Source organism: Sphingobacterium sp. GQ94 (assembly GCF_059758715.1).
The window spans coordinates 304620-322091 of sequence record NZ_JCAXEC010000002.1 but is presented as its reverse complement, the minus strand read 5'-3'; the positions used below and the strand labels follow the sequence as shown (position 1 = coordinate 322091).

17 protein-coding genes are annotated in these 17472 nt (G+C 34.0%); 8 read left to right on the top strand and 9 right to left on the bottom strand.

Going from position 1 to position 17472, the window contains the following annotated elements; genetic code table 11:
* From AC6CHH_RS03110 to cmk, 4 genes are all read left to right on the top strand, one after another.
* On the top strand, positions 1 to 852 hold the full coding sequence (locus AC6CHH_RS03110) for a UbiA-like polyprenyltransferase (protein ID WP_498279625.1): 852 nt from the start codon (positions 1 to 3) through the stop codon (positions 850 to 852).
* A 95-nt stretch (positions 853 to 947) separates the two neighbouring features.
* The gene (gene topA / locus AC6CHH_RS03105) at positions 948 to 3317 is read left to right on the top strand and encodes a type I DNA topoisomerase (RefSeq protein WP_498279623.1); all 2370 of its coding nucleotides are present in this window, start codon (positions 948 to 950) and stop codon (positions 3315 to 3317) included.
* 5 nt (positions 3318 to 3322) lie between these two features.
* Positions 3323 to 3736, top strand: a complete 414-nt coding sequence (locus tag AC6CHH_RS03100; protein WP_498279621.1) for a hypothetical protein — start codon at positions 3323 to 3325, stop codon at positions 3734 to 3736.
* A 5-nt stretch (positions 3737 to 3741) separates the two neighbouring features.
* Positions 3742 to 4422 (top strand): (d)CMP kinase, encoded by a 681-nt coding sequence (cmk, locus tag AC6CHH_RS03095; RefSeq protein WP_498279619.1) that lies wholly within the window; start codon positions 3742 to 3744, stop codon positions 4420 to 4422.
* A gap of 74 nt (positions 4423 to 4496) precedes the next feature.
* On the opposite strand, the gene AC6CHH_RS03090 is transcribed toward cmk, so the two are convergent.
* From AC6CHH_RS03090 to AC6CHH_RS03075, 4 genes are all read right to left on the bottom strand, one after another.
* The gene (locus tag AC6CHH_RS03090; protein ID WP_498279617.1) at positions 4497 to 4790 is read right to left on the bottom strand and encodes a hypothetical protein; all 294 of its coding nucleotides are present in this window, start codon (positions 4788 to 4790) and stop codon (positions 4497 to 4499) included.
* A gap of 340 nt (positions 4791 to 5130) precedes the next feature.
* The gene (locus AC6CHH_RS03085; RefSeq protein ID WP_498279615.1) at positions 5131 to 6330 is read right to left on the bottom strand and encodes a pyridoxal phosphate-dependent aminotransferase; all 1200 of its coding nucleotides are present in this window, start codon (positions 6328 to 6330) and stop codon (positions 5131 to 5133) included.
* 129 nt (positions 6331 to 6459) lie between these two features.
* On the bottom strand, positions 6460 to 6834 hold the full coding sequence (locus AC6CHH_RS03080; RefSeq protein WP_498279613.1) for a DUF1573 domain-containing protein: 375 nt from the start codon (positions 6832 to 6834) through the stop codon (positions 6460 to 6462).
* Between the two features lie 210 nt (positions 6835 to 7044).
* A complete protein-coding gene (locus tag AC6CHH_RS03075; RefSeq protein WP_498279611.1) occupies positions 7045 to 8010 on the bottom strand; it encodes a KpsF/GutQ family sugar-phosphate isomerase in 966 nt (321 codons plus the stop codon).
* Between the two features lie 107 nt (positions 8011 to 8117).
* Here AC6CHH_RS03075 and recQ point away from each other — a divergent pair, with 107 nt between their 5' ends.
* Complete coding sequence (gene recQ, locus AC6CHH_RS03070) at positions 8118 to 10307, top strand: DNA helicase RecQ (RefSeq protein WP_498279609.1); 2190 nt, start codon at positions 8118 to 8120, stop codon at positions 10305 to 10307.
* Between the two features lie 10 nt (positions 10308 to 10317).
* Positions 10318 to 11133, top strand: a complete 816-nt coding sequence (gene kdsA / locus AC6CHH_RS03065; RefSeq protein ID WP_498279607.1) for a 3-deoxy-8-phosphooctulonate synthase — start codon at positions 10318 to 10320, stop codon at positions 11131 to 11133.
* A gap of 187 nt (positions 11134 to 11320) precedes the next feature.
* Here kdsA and dnaJ read toward each other — a convergent pair whose 3' ends face one another.
* The 5 genes from dnaJ to AC6CHH_RS03040 all read right to left on the bottom strand — a co-directional run bounded on the left by dnaJ (position 11321) and on the right by AC6CHH_RS03040 (position 15155).
* Entirely contained in the window at positions 11321 to 12475 is a 1155-nt protein-coding gene (dnaJ, locus tag AC6CHH_RS03060) for a molecular chaperone DnaJ (RefSeq protein ID WP_498279605.1), read from the bottom strand.
* Between the two features lie 9 nt (positions 12476 to 12484).
* Positions 12485 to 13003 carry a nucleotide exchange factor GrpE gene (locus AC6CHH_RS03055; protein WP_498279604.1) on the bottom strand — a complete coding sequence of 173 codons (519 nt, stop codon included), beginning with the start codon at positions 13001 to 13003 and terminating at the stop codon, positions 12485 to 12487.
* A gap of 134 nt (positions 13004 to 13137) precedes the next feature.
* Entirely contained in the window at positions 13138 to 13821 is a 684-nt protein-coding gene (locus AC6CHH_RS03050) for a cell division ATP-binding protein FtsE (protein WP_498279602.1), read from the bottom strand.
* Positions 13818 to 14030, bottom strand: a complete 213-nt coding sequence (locus AC6CHH_RS03045; RefSeq protein ID WP_498279600.1) for a fructose-6-phosphate aldolase — start codon at positions 14028 to 14030, stop codon at positions 13818 to 13820. The genes AC6CHH_RS03050 and AC6CHH_RS03045 overlap by 4 nt, the downstream gene beginning before the upstream one ends.
* A 60-nt stretch (positions 14031 to 14090) precedes the next feature.
* A complete protein-coding gene (locus tag AC6CHH_RS03040; RefSeq protein WP_498279598.1) occupies positions 14091 to 15155 on the bottom strand; it encodes an acyl-CoA reductase in 1065 nt (354 codons plus the stop codon).
* Positions 15156 to 15263: 108 nt separating this feature from the next.
* On the opposite strand from AC6CHH_RS03040, the gene AC6CHH_RS03035 reads away from it, so the two are divergent.
* Positions 15264 to 15614 (top strand): 4Fe-4S binding protein, encoded by a 351-nt coding sequence (locus tag AC6CHH_RS03035; RefSeq protein ID WP_498279596.1) that lies wholly within the window; start codon positions 15264 to 15266, stop codon positions 15612 to 15614.
* Between the two features lie 293 nt (positions 15615 to 15907).
* Positions 15908 to 17404, top strand: a complete 1497-nt coding sequence (locus tag AC6CHH_RS03030; RefSeq protein WP_498279594.1) for a dicarboxylate/amino acid:cation symporter — start codon at positions 15908 to 15910, stop codon at positions 17402 to 17404.
* Positions 17405 to 17472: the final 68 nt, after the last annotated feature.

The window sequence follows — 17472 nt, the reverse complement described above, 5'->3', positions numbered from 1 at the left end:
ATGAAGAAATATATGTCCTTAGTGCTATTCGCTCATAGCATTTTTGCGCTCCCTTTTGCTGTTATTGGTTTTTTCTTAGCCCTAAATACAACTGATTATCAATTCGAATGGAAGCTCTTCTTACTCATGCTAGTTTGTATGGTAACGGCAAGGAATGCTGCAATGGCTTTCAATCGATATTTAGACCGGGATATCGATCTTTTGAATCCTAGAACAGCTACTCGAGATATCCCCGCAGGTAAAATTTCTTCTGGACAGGCGCTTTGGTTTACAATTATTAATTGTGTTATTTTTGTGTTTTCCTGTTATTTTATAAACCCTATTTGTTTATATTTATCACCAATAGCACTTTTTGTGATACTATTCTATTCATATATGAAAAGAATATCTCCCTTGTGTCATTTTGTTTTAGGGATGGGATTAGGATTAGCACCCATTGGGGCTTACCTGGTTGTTACAGGTGTCTTCAACATTGTACCTTTGTTTTATGGATTATCTGTATTGACTTGGGTTAGTGGATTTGATATTATTTATGCACTACAGGATAAAGAATTTGATGAAGAAAACGGATTAAATTCTATCCCTGTTAAATACGGTATTAAGAAGGCCATCTTAATTTCAAAAGGTCTTCATATACTGTCTTTTATATTTGTGTTAATACCTATTTTCTTTATACCTTCTGGTATATTCTATTATATAGGTGTAACTATATATGGTTTGTTATTAATTTATCAGCATAACATAGTAAGTCCGACAGATTTCAGTAAGATTGATCGAACGTTTATGACGATTAATGGAATTGCTTCTGTGGTTTTTGCAATGTTTTATTTATTGAATATTTGGTTTGTTTAATTGACAAGAATACTCACTTTATTAATATGTCGAATAAAAATTAATTTGCATTCCATTTTGAAATCGTTTTCTTTGCAAGAAATCTATAAAATTAAATGGCGAAAAATCTATTGATAGTTGAGTCTCCGGCTAAAGCAAAAACAATTGAGGGGTATTTGGGAAAAGATTTTTTAGTAAAATCTAGTTATGGTCATATACGCGATCTGGTTAAGACCGATGATGCTATTGACACAGATAATGATTTTAAACAGAAATATGAAGTTCCCTCAGATAAAAAAGCCATTGTTAGTGAATTAAAGAAATTAGCAAAAGCTGCAGAAACAGTTTGGTTAGCTTCCGATGAGGACCGTGAAGGAGAGGCTATTTCGTGGCATCTTTTTGAAACCTTAGGGTTGAAAGAGGCCAATACCAAGCGTATTGTATTTCATGAAATTACCAAACCAGCAATACTTAAAGCCATTGAGTCGCCAAGAACAATAGATTATAATTTAGTGAATGCTCAACAAGCACGTAGGGTACTAGACCGTCTGGTTGGGTTTGAACTATCGCCAGTATTATGGAGAAAAGTTAAACCCTCACTTTCTGCCGGTAGAGTTCAATCTGTAGCTGTTCGATTGATTGTTGAAAGAGAAAGAGAAATTAATAAATTTAATGCTGAGGCATCTTTTAAAATAATTGCAATATTTAAAACTGGTAAGGGAAAAGAACAATTTAAAGCTGAATTGCCAAAAAGATTCCAAACAGTTGAGGAAGCTAAATCATTTTTAACGGACTGTATTCAGGCAAACTATAAAATAAATAGTTTAGAAACTAAACCTGCAAAACGGTCTCCATCGGCTCCTTTTACAACCTCTACACTTCAACAAGAAGCAAGTAGAAAGCTAGGCTATTCAGTTGCACGAACAATGCAAATTGCTCAACGTTTGTATGAGGCTGGGCGCATCACATACATGCGTACCGATTCAGTCAACTTATCAGAGACTGCTTTAATGGCGGCCGAGGCCGAAATAGTAAATGCTTATGGTAAAAAATACCATAAACAAAGACAATTTCGCACCAAAAGTGCTGGAGCTCAAGAAGCCCATGAAGCAATTCGACCTACTTATTTTGAAGCACATAGTATTGAAGGTGACAATTCCGAAAGACGTTTATATGAATTAATTTGGAAACGTGCTATCTCTTCTCAAATGAGTGAGGCTGAATTTGAAAAAACCACGGCTAAAATTGAGATTACCACGCGTTCAGAAGAATTCGTAGCCACGGGAGAGGTAATGAAATTTGACGGATTTTTAAAAGTGTATTTTGAATCTACAGATGAAGAATCTGACGAAGTCGATACAGAAAATTCAGAAAATACGTTATTACCTGTATTATCTATTGACCAAGAATTAGCTGCAAAATTACTGCAGGCGACCGAACGGTACTCTAGACCTCCTGCTCGATTTACAGAGGCGGCGTTGGTAAAAAAACTTGAAGAGCTTGGTATAGGTAGACCATCTACCTATGCTCCAACAATCTCCACTATCCAAAATAGGGGATATGTGATCAAAGAAGAAAGAGAAGGGAAGGAAAGAACATATCAAGTTCTAACTTTAGAAGATGGTAATTTATCACAGTTGAAAAAAACAGAAATCACCGGCGCAGAGAGAAACAAAATGTTTCCAACTGATATTGGTGTTTTGGTAAATGACTTTTTGATACAACATTTTAATGGTATTGTTGATTATCACTTTACTGCAAAAGTTGAAAAAGAATTTGATGAAATTGCACAAGGCTTAAAAGGCTGGACTCAAATGCTTTCTAATTTTTATGGTCCTTTTCATAGTGAAGTCCAAAATACATTAGAGAATGCTGATAGAGCTACCCATGAAAAAGAATTAGGTTTAGATCCAGTTTCAGGTAAACCAATATCAGTACGAGTAGGACGGTTTGGACCATTAGTTCAAATTGGAACAGCCGATGATGAAGAAAAACCTAAGTTTGCTTCTCTTCGCAAAGGTCAGATGATTGAGACAATCACTTTAGATGAAGCATTAGAATTGTTTAAATTACCTAGGAAAGTAGGAGAGTTTGAGGAAAAGGAAATGACAGTTGCAATTGGTAGATTTGGACCTTACATTCGTCATAACAGTAGCTTTTATTCTCTTCCTAAAGAAATAGATCCGTTGGAAGTTGAAGAAGATCAGGCCATTGAGATTATTAAAGAGAAACGTCAAAAAGATAAAGATAAAATCATTCGAATTTTTGAAGAAAATCCAGATGCTAAGGTAGAGAATGGCAGATGGGGACCATTTGTGCGATTTGGCAAACAAAACCTGAAAATCCCAAAAGGTACCGAGATTGATAATATTACCTATCAGGATGTGCTGAAATGGGCGGAACAAGATAATAAATCAACATCAACTAAGAAATCGAAAACCCCTGCAGCTAAGAAGCCTAAGGCTACCAAGGCAAAAAAGAAATAATTTTTATGAAAAAGGATTTGCCATTAAATATTGTTGAAGATATTTCAGTTGCGATCGTTTTAGAATCGGAGACTCCTACAAACAAAACATGGAATGTTTATCTGATCAATGAGAAATCAAAAGAACTTCAAAATGTATTGGTATCTTCTAGGGGATTTGGTGAAAACAATGGTAAACAAGTTAAGACTACAACCTTAAGACATTTTATAGGCGATATGAAAGGTCAATCTTTTCAAAAAATAGAAGCGATAGATCCACAAGTTTTTGGGTTAACCAATGAGTACTGGGTGAGCTTTTATATTAATGGCATTATGTATGATAAAAAATATATTTTCCTGCCTGAGAGTATAATTGATGACAATATGATTAAAGTTCCTTTGGTTGATAAACCAGGTATAATGATAGGAGGAGCAAATTAATACGTATGAATAACTTTATAATTGCCATTGATGGATTTTCCTCTTGTGGAAAAAGTACGGTTGCCAAAGCACTGGCTAAAAAATTGAATTTCGTATTTATAGATAGCGGTGCCATGTATAGGGCCGTAACCCTCTATATTTTAAGGAACAAGATTTCTCTTGAGGATCAGCTTTCGATACAAAAGGCGCTGGAAAATATACATATTGACTTTGTTCCAAACACTGAAAATGATCAAATACTCCTAAATGGAGAAGATGTTACCCAAGAAATAAGAAGTATGCTTATTTCTGAATATGTGAGTGAGGTCAGTGCCGTTAAACAAATTCGTCATGCGATGGTTAAACAGCAGCAAGCCTTAGCAAAAAAAAGAAATGTTGTCATGGATGGTCGTGACATTGGCACAACGGTATTTCCTAATGCGGACTTAAAGATTTTTATGACAGCCAGTCCACAGATACGTGCTGAACGCAGGTATGCTGAATTAACAGCTAAGGGAGAAATTATCAGCATGGAAGAGGTCAAAGAGAACTTAGCACACAGGGACCATATTGATAGTACAAGAAAGGAGAGTCCATTAAAGCAAGCCCAGGACGCTATTGTTTTGGACAATTCAGAGTTAAATCAGGAGGAACAGTTGGATTTTGTTATTCAACTAGTCAACTCAAAACTTTCTAAAAAATTGTAAAATAATCGCAAATCGTTAATATAAAAATAAGAATGGTCTATCAAATTCAGATAGACCATTCTTATTTTTGCCTTTTACTTCATATCATTAATTTCCTGTTGTTCACGCAACTTGTCTATATTATTTTTTGAACTAAACTCATCCTTTTTCTCTTGAAAAGATGTTAATATTTCTAATATAGCTTCGGAGTTTTCTGCTGTTCTTTGATAGATTTCTGGAATTTTATTTTCGATAATTTTATCACCAAGATCTATATTATCAATTTCAACTTTGGCGACTTTTTCTAAAACTGCTTGTTGACTATTTCGAATATCTTCAAGTTCCCTGGAAATCTTTTCCATTAATTCGAATTTCTTTAAATTATCCATAAATAAATTTATTAGTTTCTTACTACTATAAACGTATCATTCTTCAAATTGTTGCAATAATTTCTTAAAATATTGATTTACAGTTAGATAAAACAGAATTAAAAATATTGTAATCGTGTTTAGAAGATAGAGGAATCTCGAAAAACTAGTCAAAAATGTAATGGAAATTAATGTATGTAGGAATGAGTAGGATGTTTCGGTAACTAAGAAATAGAACAGGCTAAATACATATCTATATAGTAGATTAATATCTAAAATCTTTATCCACTATTTTTTTAAAAGATGGGATGCAAAAAAAAATGGCAGTAAAATAAATCACTGCCATTTTTAAGTTATATGTTTAAAGCATTTTTCCAGGATATATTTCCAAAGCATGTTTTAAACAAATAAGTGCTCTTTTTAAATCCTCTTGGTTTAATACATATGCTAATCGTACTTCATTCAGACCAGCACCTTTAGTTGAGTAGAATCCGGTAGCAGGAGCCATCATTACGGTTTCATTCTCATAATTAAAACTTTCTAAAATCCATTGACAGAACTTATCTGAGTTGTCAATAGGTAATTTCGCTACGACATAGAATGCACCTCCTGGATTCGGACAATAAACTCCTGGAATTTGATTTAACCCATGTACTAAAGTGTCTCTGCGTGCGGTATATTCTCTTGAAACCGCTTCAAAATAGCTATCTGGTGTATCGATTGCCGCCTCACCCGCTATTTGTCCTTCTAAGGAGGGACTTAATCTTGCTTGAGCAAATTTCAAAGAAGTTTGGTATAATTCTTTGTTTTTAGTAATAATACAACCGATGCGCGCTCCACAGGCTGAATATCTTTTTGAAACGGTGTCAAAAACCACAACGTGTTGCTCAAGGCCTTCCAAGTTCATTGGTGAAATAAACTCTCTGCCATCGTAGCAAAATTCCCTATATGCTTCATCAGAAAATAAATACAAATCATATTTCAAACACAATTCCCTCAATGCATTCAATTCTTCTCTTGAATATAGATATCCAGTTGGATTATTTGGATTACAGATGGCAATCGCCTTTGTTTTATCAGTTATTACTTTCTCAAAATCTGAAATGGATGGTAAAGCGAAACCATTGTCAATAGTTGACATTATTGGTTTTACTATAATATCTGCAGAACAGGCAAATCCGTTATAATTCGCGTAAAAAGGTTCTGGAATAATAACCTCTTCACCTGGATTTAAACAAGCCTGCATAATAATTGTAATCGCTTCAGATCCGCCGTTGGTAACCAAAATATCATTTGGCGAGAGATTATAATTTAGCTTATTATAATACTCAGCCAATTTCGTTCTATAGGACAGAGTACCCTCAGATGGGGTATAAGCCCAAACTTTAAAATCTATGTTTTTTAAAGCATTTAACATCACTTCTGGTGTTTCGATATCGGGTTGACCAATATTTAAGTGATAGATCTTCTTACCTTCTTTTTTTGCTTTATCAGCATATGGAGTAAGTTTTCTAATGGGAGAGGCAGGCATGTTAATACCCTTTTTTGATATACTTGGCATTATAAATTAATTACGTTCTTTTTTTTTGTAAAAGTACAAATTAATTGAATAGAAATTAAAAAGCCATTCTTTTTACGAATGGCTTTTTTTAAATTCTTGAACAAGGTAGTTGTTTTTTAGACACCAGAGCTATTCAACGATTCCTTTTATTGTAAGGGTTTTAATCGGTGTTTTTGTATTTGATTTTACAATAAATGATTTTGTAAATGGACCTTTAGCTGCAGCATTAAAAGTCACTTTAATACTTCCAGATTCTCCAGGTTTTACTGGTGTTTTAGTATATTCTGCTACTGAACATCCACATGTTGGCTGAACAGCTGAAATTATGATTGGTTCATCACCTGAATTTTTGAAAATATATTCGTGTGAAACAGGTTTATCCAAAGGAATTTTCCCGAAATCATGTGTTTCTTGATCAAATTTAAATTCCGCAGTGAATAATGACATGGAAGATAAACTGATAAATGCTACCACAACTGCACATATACTTTTTATTTTTTTCATTGTTTCAATTATTAGTTCGTTGATAATCTAAGACAAAATTAAGACCAATTTTACAAGTTTGGTCTATTTTAATACATTTTTGTTTAAATGAACAACAATTTTACAAACACACTCCATAGATCTGTTATAAAAGAGCATATTGTGAAATGTATACTTAAAAGGTTCTAACGGGATAAGGATAAAATATTCAATTGAAGGTCGATATCATAATCAAATAATCCCTTCTTTTAAAATATCCTGAATGTGTATTATTCCAGCGTATTTTCCTAGATCAGTTACCACCAACTGAGAGATACTATTTTCTCGCATAATATGAAGAGCGTTTACTGCCAATTCAGATTTTTCAATCGTTTTCGGGTCTAATGACATAATATCTTTCGCTTTTAAAGAACTTATGTCATCATGTCTTTCTAACATTCTGCGTATATCTCCGTCAGTAATAATTCCTTTAATGACATGATTTTCTATCACAATAGTAGCTCCTAATCTAAATTTTGTGATACTAATTAATACACTTCTAATAGCGGTTGATTCAGAAACAAATGGGAGACCATTATGGTCCGAAAGATCGCTTACCTTTAAATATAATTGCTTACCCAAGGAACCACCTGGATGATATTTAGCAAAATCTTGATCCGTGAATTGTCTTTTTGACTGCAGACAAACAGCAATAGCATCACCCATGGCTAATTGAACAGTCGTACTCGTTGTGGGAGCCAAATTATTAGGACAAGCTTCTTTTGTTATAGTTGTATCTAAAATAAAATTGGCATTTTCAGCCAGAAATGAAGATGTATTACCAACCATAGCAACTAAGATATTATTGGTTTGTTTTAAAAATGGCACCAATACTTTTATCTCCGGGGTATTCCCACTTTTGGAGATTGCAATGATGAGGTCATTTTTTTGAATAATACCTAAATCTCCATGAATTGCATCTGCAGCGTGCATAAAAATAGAAGGAGTACCAGTTGAATTTAAGGTAGCAACAATTTTTTGGGCAATTATTGCGCTCTTACCAATACCTGTAATGATGACCCTACCTTTTAAGTCCAAAATCGTCTCGATGACACTAACGAATTCATCATCAATTTTTTCTGAAAGTGCTAAAACATTCTGAGCTTCTAGTTGAAAAGTTTCCTTTGCTAGCAATTTAATATCTATATTGTTTTTCACGTAAAATTTGCTTATTTTTATATATTATATTTAACGCACATTACAAAAATACATTATTTAACACGTATTTTTTATACTGTTAATACATCTATTTATTTGCATCGTCAATGGAAATAGAAAAATCACTATTCGACAATCTTCAGGATTTTTTTGGGTTTGATACTTTTAAAGGAGATCAAGAAGCTATTATTACTAATGTCCTGAACAAAAAGGACACATTTGTAATTATGCCAACAGGCGGGGGAAAATCCATTTGTTATCAACTTCCTGCTTTAATGAGTGAGGGAACCGCGATTGTTATTTCCCCTTTAATTGCTTTGATGAAAAATCAAGTCGATCAACTCAGAGCATTCGGAGGTAGAAATAACATAGCACATTTTCTGAATTCTTCGCTTTCAAAAAGTGAAATCCTCAAGGTAAAACAGGAAGTTTCTGAAGGAAAGACTAAACTACTTTATGTCGCTCCTGAATCTTTAGCCAAAGAAGAAAACATTAACTTTTTAAAAAGTATAACCGTATCTTTTGTTGCTGTAGATGAAGCGCATTGTATTTCGGAATGGGGCCATGATTTCAGACCTGAATACCGCAAAATCCGTCAAGTTATTAATGAAATAGGCCAGGGGATCCCAATTATAGCATTAACAGCTACCGCTACCCCAAAAGTCCAATTTGATATTCGTAAAAATCTTCAAATGAATGACGCCTCTTTGTTCAAGTCTTCCTTTAATAGAACAAATCTATATTATGAAGTTAGACCCAAACAAGACGTTATAAAAGAAATTGTGCGATTTATCAAAAATAATTCGGACAAAGCCGGCATTATTTATTGTTTAAGTCGTAAAAAAGTTGAAGAAATATCTGAGGTATTAAGTATTAATGGTATTAAATCTCTACCATATCACGCTGGGCTGGATGCAAAAACACGGGCCGATACGCAAGACAAATTCTTGATGGAGGATATTGATGTGATTGTTGCAACTATAGCTTTCGGAATGGGTATAGATAAACCAGATGTTAGATATGTCATTCACCATGATATTCCAAAGTCTATGGAAGGATACTATCAAGAAACTGGACGAGCTGGAAGAGATGGAGGAGAAGGGTATTGCTTAGCCTTTTATTCTGAAAAGGATGTTGAAAAATTGACAAAATTCATGAAGGATAAACCAGTCTCTGAAAAAGAAATTGGTACCCAAATCCTTAAAGAAGTGATTGATTATTCCGAGTCTGCAGTGTGTAGGAGAAAACAAATTTTGCACTATTTTGGTGAACAGTTTGATGAAACTGGTTGTAATAATATGTGTGATAATTGCCGTGCTAAAAAAACATACTTTGATGCAGAAGCACCTCTGATTAAGATCTTAGATTTTATTAAACAACAAGGAGATAAATTTGATGATCAACATTTAATAAATGTAATGATTGGTCAAAATAATCAACCGATATCTTCTTACAAACATGATTCGCATCCCTTATTTGGAAGTGGGAAAGAGCTTGGGATTAATTATTGGAACTCTTTGCTTCGCCAAACTGTTTTGGCCGATTTCGTAAAAAAAGACGTAGACCAATATGGTTTATTAAAACTAACAGAAGAAGGAAAGCGGTATTTAAACAGTCCTTATGCAATAAAATTTATTCTTAATAGACCAATGCTTGCTGCAAAATCAGATTCACTCGACGAACAGTCAGGACAATCTGGAGCTCTCGATACAGAACTATTAAAAATGTTAAAGGAGCTGAGAAAGAAGATTGCAAAACAAAAATCTTTACCTCCTTTTGTAATTTTTCAAGATCCTTCTTTAAATGAAATGTGTACACATTACCCAATTACATTAGAAGAACTGAAGCAAATTCAAGGGGTTGGTTCGGGTAAAGCCGTGAAATTTGGGACCTCATTTATTGAGTTAATAAAAAAGTATGTGGAAGATAATGAAATTGACAGACCACAAGACTTAGTCATTAAGAGTACAGCAAATAAATCCGCACTCAAAGTTTCGATAATTCAGAATATTGATAGAAAGATTAGTCTAGAAGATATTGCTTCCTCTAAAGGGGTTAGTTATGAAAATCTTTTAAAGGAAGTAGAATCAATTGTAAATTCTGGAACCAAACTTAATATCGGATACTTCGTCGATGAAATGATAGATCAAGACCGTCAAGATGAAGTCTATGATTATTTCAAGTCAGCTGAAAACGATGAAATAGGATTGGCTCTAAATGAATTGGGTGAAGAAGATTACTCTTATGAGGATATTCAACTGATGAGAATCAAATTTATGTCTGAACTAGGAAATTAATTAATTTTATATGATTACTAAATATTTGCCAGGAATTAAAAATGGCAATTCACCTGCATTCTTTTTGATGGCAGGTCCATGTGCAATTGAAGGTGAAGAAATTGCTTTACGAATTGCAGAGAAAATTGTTTCTGTTACCGATAAGCTTAATATACCCTTTATATTTAAGGGGTCTTACCGGAAAGCAAATAGATCAAAAGTAGATTCTTTTACTGGGATAGGTGACGAGAAAGCATTAAAAATATTAGAAAAAGTTGGTAAAACATTTGGAGTACCTACTGTAACGGATATCCATGAAAGTCATGAAGCCGCGATGGCAGCTGCTTATGTGGATGTTTTACAGATACCAGCGTTTCTATGTAGACAAACTGAATTATTAATTGCTGCTGCCGAAACAGGAAAGGTCGTTAACATAAAAAAAGGGCAGTTTTTATCAGCTGAATCCATGAAATTCGCGGTTGAAAAGGTAATTGACTCTGGGAATGATAAAGTCTTCTTAACGGATAGGGGAAATACTTTTGGTTATCAGGATCTGATCGTGGATTTCAGAGGTATTCCTGTTTTAAAATCATTTGATGTTCCTACAATAATGGATTGTACTCATTCGTTACAACAACCTAATCAAAGCTCCGGAGTTACCGGTGGAAAACCAGAATTAATTGAAACAATTGCAAAAGCGGCTATAGCAGTAGGAGCAGATGGATTATTTATAGAAACACATCCAGATCCAGCTAACGCTAAATCTGATGGCGCAAATATGCTTCATTTGGATTTATTGGAAGGCTTGTTAACAAAATTAGTCCGAATTAGAGAGGCCATTTTGTAAGATTATTTACTCAACCATTAAAAAAGAGGAATTATTCTTAGAAGATGATTCCTCTTTCTATTTTTGTATACTTAAATTAAGTTTTCAAAATTCAAACCGACATTTTTGAAATATCAAAAAAAATGCGAAGATTTCACTTCGCATTTAAATACTCAAATATGTGTTTCACTAAAATTAACTAAATAGGCTATTCAAAGTATTCTTTGATACGCTCAAAAAATGATTTTTCACTTTTACCTGGTTGTGGTTTAAAATTTGCAGAATCCTTTAGTTTTTCCAACAATTCCTTTTCCTCCTTATTCACCGTTTTTGGTGTCCAGACATTCACATAGACTAATTGATCACCGTGATGATAAGAATTTACCTCAGGTAGCCCCTTGCCCTTTAAACGTAAAATTTTTCCCCCTTGTGTTCCAGCATCAATTTTAATTTTTGCCTTCCCATCAATAGTGGGTATTTCCACGCTAGTCCCTAAGGCTGCATCAGCAAAACTGATATATAAATCGAAAATGACATTAATACCATCTCTTTTCAAAGTTTCATGCGGTATCTCTTCAACTAGGATGATTAGATCACCAGGAATTCCACCTCGAGGCGCAGCGTTTCCTTTTCCACTCATCGAAAGTTGCATACCCTCACTCACGCCTGCAGGTATATTGATAGAAATTGTTTCCTCCCCACGAATCAAACCTTCTCCTTTACAACTTGTACATTTCGCTGTAATTTCCACACCCTCTCCGTTACAAGTAGGGCAGGTACTTGTGGTTTGCATTTGTCCTAAAACAGTATTTGTAACACGACGAACAGAACCACTACCACCACAGGTTCCACATGTATGATAAGAATTTTTATCTTTTGCACCACTACCACTACAAGTTGTACAAACAATTTGTTTATTTACTTTGACTTTCTTTTCTACACCTTTAGCGATCTCCTCTAGAGTAAGTTTGACTTTAATACGAAGATTACTACCACGCTGAACCCGACGTCCACCACGTGATCCACCTCCGCCAAAGAAACTTTCAAAAGGATTCCCACCTCCTCCAAAAATATCTCCAAACTGGCTGAAAATATCTTCCATGTTCATTCCGCCTGCGCCACCTCCGTGACCTGCTGCAGAATTCCCTGAATGACCAAATTGGTCGTATCGCCTTCTTTTATCTGTATTACTTAATACCTCATAAGCTTCAGCTGCTTCTTTAAACTTATCTTCAGCTTCCTTATCTCCAGGATTTTTATCTGGGTGAAATTTAATTGCTAACTTACGGTAAGCAGATTTAATCTCTGAGGCCTCAGCAGATCTAGAAACTCCTAGAACATCGTAATAATCTCTTTTTGACATTTTATTTTCTTATTGACCTACAATAACTTTAGCAAATCGAATTACTGCGTCATTTAACGTGTAACCTTTTTCAACAACGTCAATTACATTGTTCTTCAGATCAGCAGTAGGCGCAGGAATTAGGGTAATAGCTTCTTGATATTCTGGATCAAATGGTTTCCCTAATACGTCCATTTCTTTTACACCAAGTTGGTCTAAAGTTTTGCGAAACTTAACATTTACTAGCTCAATACCTTGTTTTAAAGAATCTTGTTCTGGTGATTCGTTCATAAAACTTAAAGCGCGATCAAAATCATCTAATACAGGAAGTAGTTTTACTATTACATCCTTACCGGCAGATTGCATTAAATCAAGTTTTTCCTTAGATGTTCTTTTTTTATAGTTGTCAAATTCAGCAAATAAGCGAGCATACTTTTCATTTGCCTCAGTTAGTTTTTGGTCTAACTTTTCAATATCGGAAGTTGTATTTTCTGCAGTCTCTTCTGAATTATTTAATTCCTGATCTTCAAGATTTTCGTTTTCGTTCATCATCACCTTTTATAAATTATATACTCATATGCGTTGCAACAATTTTATTGCCAACAAAAAAAATCCGACATGCTGTCAGTGTTTCCCTGAGGTAACTAGCAAAAATGTCGGATTTAGTATTTTTATGTCAGCAACTAAATACTAACATTGTCATGTAATACACCATCAGCGGTTTTAAGAATCCGTGCTGGCATATTTTTTATTATCTGATAATCATGAGTGGCCATTAACACGGCTGTGCCCGAGGCCGCAATATCACGTAGGAGCAATACGATTTCTTCCGATGTTAATGGGTCCAGATTTCCTGTTGGTTCATCTGCAAGGATAATTTCAGGATTGTTCAATAAAGCTCGCGCAATAACTACCCGTTGTTGTTCGCCACCAGATAGTTCATGAGGCATTTTTTTGAATTTAGATCGTAACCCCACCTTTTCCAGGACATCTAACATACGATTTTCGATCAATTTCTTATCTTTCCAACCTGTTGCCCGTAGTGCGAATTCTAAATTTTCTTCAACAGTTCTATCATTCAATAAGTGAAAGTCCTGAAAGACGATACCTAATTTTCGTCTTAAAAACGGAACATCATTCTCATGTAGTTTTTTTAAATCAAAACCTGCAATCATACCTTCACCGGTCGCTATATACAAATCTCCATATATGATCTTTAATAAGCTACTTTTCCCTGATCCAGATTGTCCTATAAGATACAAGAATTCACCATGGGCAATATCTAAGTTTACATTAGACAATACGAGATGCTTTTGCTGATAAATATCTACATTTTTTAATTTTATAACCGTATTCGTTTCTCTCATAATATTTTTAAGTCGATTTTCTTGATTTGACCAAAAGGTAATTCCCGAACAATATTCATAATATATTCCGCTTTATCCCCAAGTCCAATTTTGTCCAAAGATTTTTCCGGTCTATCAACCCGGAAATAAGCTAAAAGTGTAAAAGCATCATCTCGCAATTGCACATAGTCTGGGATTTTAGCTACACCTTTAACCTTAATTACATACATAGTTGAACAAAATTATAATTTTTTGTGGATTCACAATCATATAACGTTGTAAATTCCTAATTATTGGTTTTCTAATAAAAAAGCGATGGTGTCAATTCCATCAGCATAATCATCCAATGATGGACATTGACTAGATCCTAAAGGAAATAGAGGTGAATTTATATCCATAGCAATCTCACTGGTTACACATTGAATTGTATTTTGATTTGAATTAATGTAATTAATCACTTCATCCAAAGACGAATACCGTTGATAATGGACAACAGAAAGGGGAGAGGATATACTTTGATCTTCTTTAAGCAGTAGAAATCCATTATCAAAATGTGTGTTTTTATTTATGAGAAATATTGATTTATTGAAATCATAGTTATTCGAATATTTATGATGATTTATGATTGATTCGAAATGGACCAACCCCTCGAATAAATGTGCAATATCATAATTTTCAGGGATAAAAATTTTGGAAACAGAACGGCATCCTAAACCAAAATAATCAAATATATCATGTCCCAAATTGTTTAATTCAGTTTTATTTTCCTTTCCAGAGAGAACAGCTAAAGAATTCCTGTTTTTCCGAATGATGTGTGGCTTATTCCCAAAATAATATTCAAAGTATCTAGCTGAATTATTACTTCCTGTTGCAATGATTAAATCATAATTAGCTAATTTTTCAACCAAACAGACTTTGTTTTTAAATTCGGGCTCTATGTTAATTAATAAATCTAAAATAAATGCTGTCAAACCAGCATCCTCCGAAGAAGCCTTTATTTTAACATCGTATCCTGTAATCAATACGGAGAGAATATCATGAAATCCTACTAGGGGTAAATTACCTGCCAAGACTAGACCAACAACTTTGGTTGTATTAATATCTGGAACATCCTTTAACCAATTGTTTAGTTTATCTTCAGTTAGGTTAGATGCAATAGCATTGATTTGCTTAAAGACATTTTCCGTTGTATACCAAGGGTTTTTACTTGTTACTGAATTGAAGAAATCCGAGGTTTTAATTTCCTGTGATTTTAAATAAACTCCAAGTTTTATAAAGGCCTGAATTCTTTGTTTTATTGTCAAAATCTTATTATTTAGAATAAATCTGTAATTATTTTGCAGTATATTTGCCATATCAAAGTAAATAACTACTAATTTTATATACTTTTATTTATTAGTGTATCAAATTAGTCATAACTTTGAGATACAAAATTAGTTTATTATTTTATTGTAAGGACATAAATGGCGATTAAAATTACTGACGAATGTATAAATTGTGGCGCTTGCGAACCAGAGTGCCCCAACAATGCAATTTACGATGCTGCTGTTCCATGGAAATTTTCTGATGGTACAGCTTTAAATGGAATTATTGATTTTGGTGATGGTGTTACATTGGATGCCAACGAATCACAAGACGCAGTATCAAACGAATTTTATTATATCGTTTCAGATAAATGCACGGAGTGTGTTGGATTTCATGATGAACCTCAGTGTGCTGCTGTATGTCCTGTAGATTGTTGTGTTGAGGATGAAGAAATCGTTGAGTCTAATGAAGAATTGTTAGCAAAGAAAGCTTGGCTCCACGCCGAATAGAATTAAAATATTTTATTTTTATCAGTTATACTGATAAAAAACTTAGAATGGGGTTGATAAATTAGTTTTTATCAATCCCATTCTTTTTCTCAAGGGATAGGTAATACAAATCATACTCTTTTAAAATCTTAACATAAAGTCTTTTAGATCTATTTCCATTAATTACTTATAGAAAACAAAAACTCCATAGGGCAATATACAAATCCGTAAAATATTTGGTATGCAGAGCTATTTTTATATTTTTGTTCGTGAAATAATCGAATTAAATTCAATAATAACCATAAATAATCTACATGTCTAAAAAAAACACGGGATATATCTTATTGTTTACCATAGCAATAGCTTCAATACTAACTTTATTATATGAATTTAATTTAGTCCAAATATCAGAATCAGTAATGATCGCGGTACGATGGGTGACTGGATTTGTACTCGTTTGGAATGCAATAGTTAGGAAAGGATTAACAACTTGGATTCTTACTTGTATGATTCTGGGTATATTTATTGGCCTGGATTTTCCCAATGCAGCTAGAGCATTACAGCCCTTAAGTCAAGGCTTTATTAAGCTTGTTAAAACCATTGTCGGACCAATTCTTTTTTCAACATTGGTAGTCGGAATAGCAGGACATTCAGACTTGAAACAAGTCGGAAGAATGGCTTGGAAATCAATGTTGTATTTTTTCTGTGCAACCACATGCGCAATTTTTATTGGATTGGCCACAATCAATCTAACTCAAGCAGGTGTAGGAATTGATATAGCGAGTATGCCGCATGAGGAATTACCTTCGACATCTGCTATGTCAGATGCTGATAAAATGGCTTTAGAACATATTGACCAGAGTGCTCATTGGTTATTTAAATTCACCACATTTTTTAGAGACACATTTCCAGAGAATATAGTTAAATCTGTTTATGAAAATAAGGTTTTACAAATCGTAGTCTTTGCTGTCATTTTTGGTATAGGCCTAGCGATGGTAGAGGAAAAGAAACGAAAACCCTTTGTTGATTTTGCAGAAAGTTTATCAGAGGCCATGTTTAAGTTTACAAACCTGGTCATGCTTTTTGCCCCAATCGGCGTGGGAGCAGCAATGGCGTACACAGTAGGTCATTTAGGAGTAGATATCTTAAAAAATCTATTCATGCTATTGGCCTCTTTATACCTGGCCCTGTTAATATTTCTTTCATGTGTTTTATTACCAGTATGTCTATACCTTAAAATTCCCCTTAAACAATTTATCAATGCCATTAAGGAACCTGTTTCAATAGCATTTGCAACGACAAGTTCAGATGCTGCATTGCCTAAAGCGATGAGCGCTATGGAAAAATTTGGTGTCCCTCGAAGAATTGTATCCTTTGTGATTCCAACCGGTTATAGCTTCAATCTGGATGGCACTTCTTTGTATTTATCATTAGCGTCAATATTCGTAGCTCAGGCGGCTGGAATTGATCTTTCGTTTGGTCAGCAATTATTAATTGCTTTCACTTTAATGATTACCTCAAAAGGAGTTGCGGCAGTTCCAAGGGCTTCACTAATTGTATTAATTGCTACAGCTGACCAATTTGGATTGCCTGTTTTCGTTATTGCTGCAATATTAGGTATTGATGAATTAATGGATATGGCAAGAACTTCAGTAAATGTAATAGGTAACTGTTTAGCCACTGTTGTGGTGGCAAAATGGGAAGGAGAATTTGATGAGGCTGCTCCTTATCGAATTGACAGGGATGAGGATGGTTTGGAAGAAATTGCAGACTTAATTCATGAGAGTCCTGAATCTAAAAATGATCATTAAAATCTAATATATATAAAATGTCCCCAAAAAAGTGTCTAACTTTTTGGGGGTATTTTATATATTATTGC

Coding starts and splice junctions, on each gene's coding strand:
- AC6CHH_RS03080 (WP_498279613.1), bottom strand. CDS start 6,834: ATGAAAAAAATAAAAAGTATATGTGCAGTTGTGGTAGCATTTATCAGT.
- dnaJ (WP_498279605.1), bottom strand. CDS start 12,475: ATGTCAAAAAGAGATTATTACGATGTTCTAGGAGTTTCTAGATCTGCT.
- AC6CHH_RS03050 (WP_498279602.1), bottom strand. CDS start 13,821: ATGAGAGAAACGAATACGGTTATAAAATTAAAAAATGTAGATATTTAT.
- kdsA (WP_498279607.1), top strand. CDS start 10,318: ATGATTACTAAATATTTGCCAGGAATTAAAAATGGCAATTCACCTGCA.
- AC6CHH_RS03040 (WP_498279598.1), bottom strand. CDS start 15,155: ATGGCAAATATACTGCAAAATAATTACAGATTTATTCTAAATAATAAG.
- AC6CHH_RS03110 (WP_498279625.1), top strand. CDS start 1: ATGAAGAAATATATGTCCTTAGTGCTATTCGCTCATAGCATTTTTGCG.
- AC6CHH_RS03090 (WP_498279617.1), bottom strand. CDS start 4,790: ATGGATAATTTAAAGAAATTCGAATTAATGGAAAAGATTTCCAGGGAA.
- AC6CHH_RS03045 (WP_498279600.1), bottom strand. CDS start 14,030: ATGTATGTAATTAAGGTTAAAGGTGTAGCTAAAATCCCAGACTATGTG.
- AC6CHH_RS03085 (WP_498279615.1), bottom strand. CDS start 6,330: ATGCCAAGTATATCAAAAAAGGGTATTAACATGCCTGCCTCTCCCATT.
- recQ (WP_498279609.1), top strand. CDS start 8,118: ATGGAAATAGAAAAATCACTATTCGACAATCTTCAGGATTTTTTTGGG.
- topA (WP_498279623.1), top strand. CDS start 948: ATGGCGAAAAATCTATTGATAGTTGAGTCTCCGGCTAAAGCAAAAACA.
- cmk (WP_498279619.1), top strand. CDS start 3,742: ATGAATAACTTTATAATTGCCATTGATGGATTTTCCTCTTGTGGAAAA.
- AC6CHH_RS03035 (WP_498279596.1), top strand. CDS start 15,264: ATGGCGATTAAAATTACTGACGAATGTATAAATTGTGGCGCTTGCGAA.
- AC6CHH_RS03100 (WP_498279621.1), top strand. CDS start 3,323: ATGAAAAAGGATTTGCCATTAAATATTGTTGAAGATATTTCAGTTGCG.
- AC6CHH_RS03030 (WP_498279594.1), top strand. CDS start 15,908: ATGTCTAAAAAAAACACGGGATATATCTTATTGTTTACCATAGCAATA.
- AC6CHH_RS03055 (WP_498279604.1), bottom strand. CDS start 13,003: ATGAACGAAAACGAAAATCTTGAAGATCAGGAATTAAATAATTCAGAA.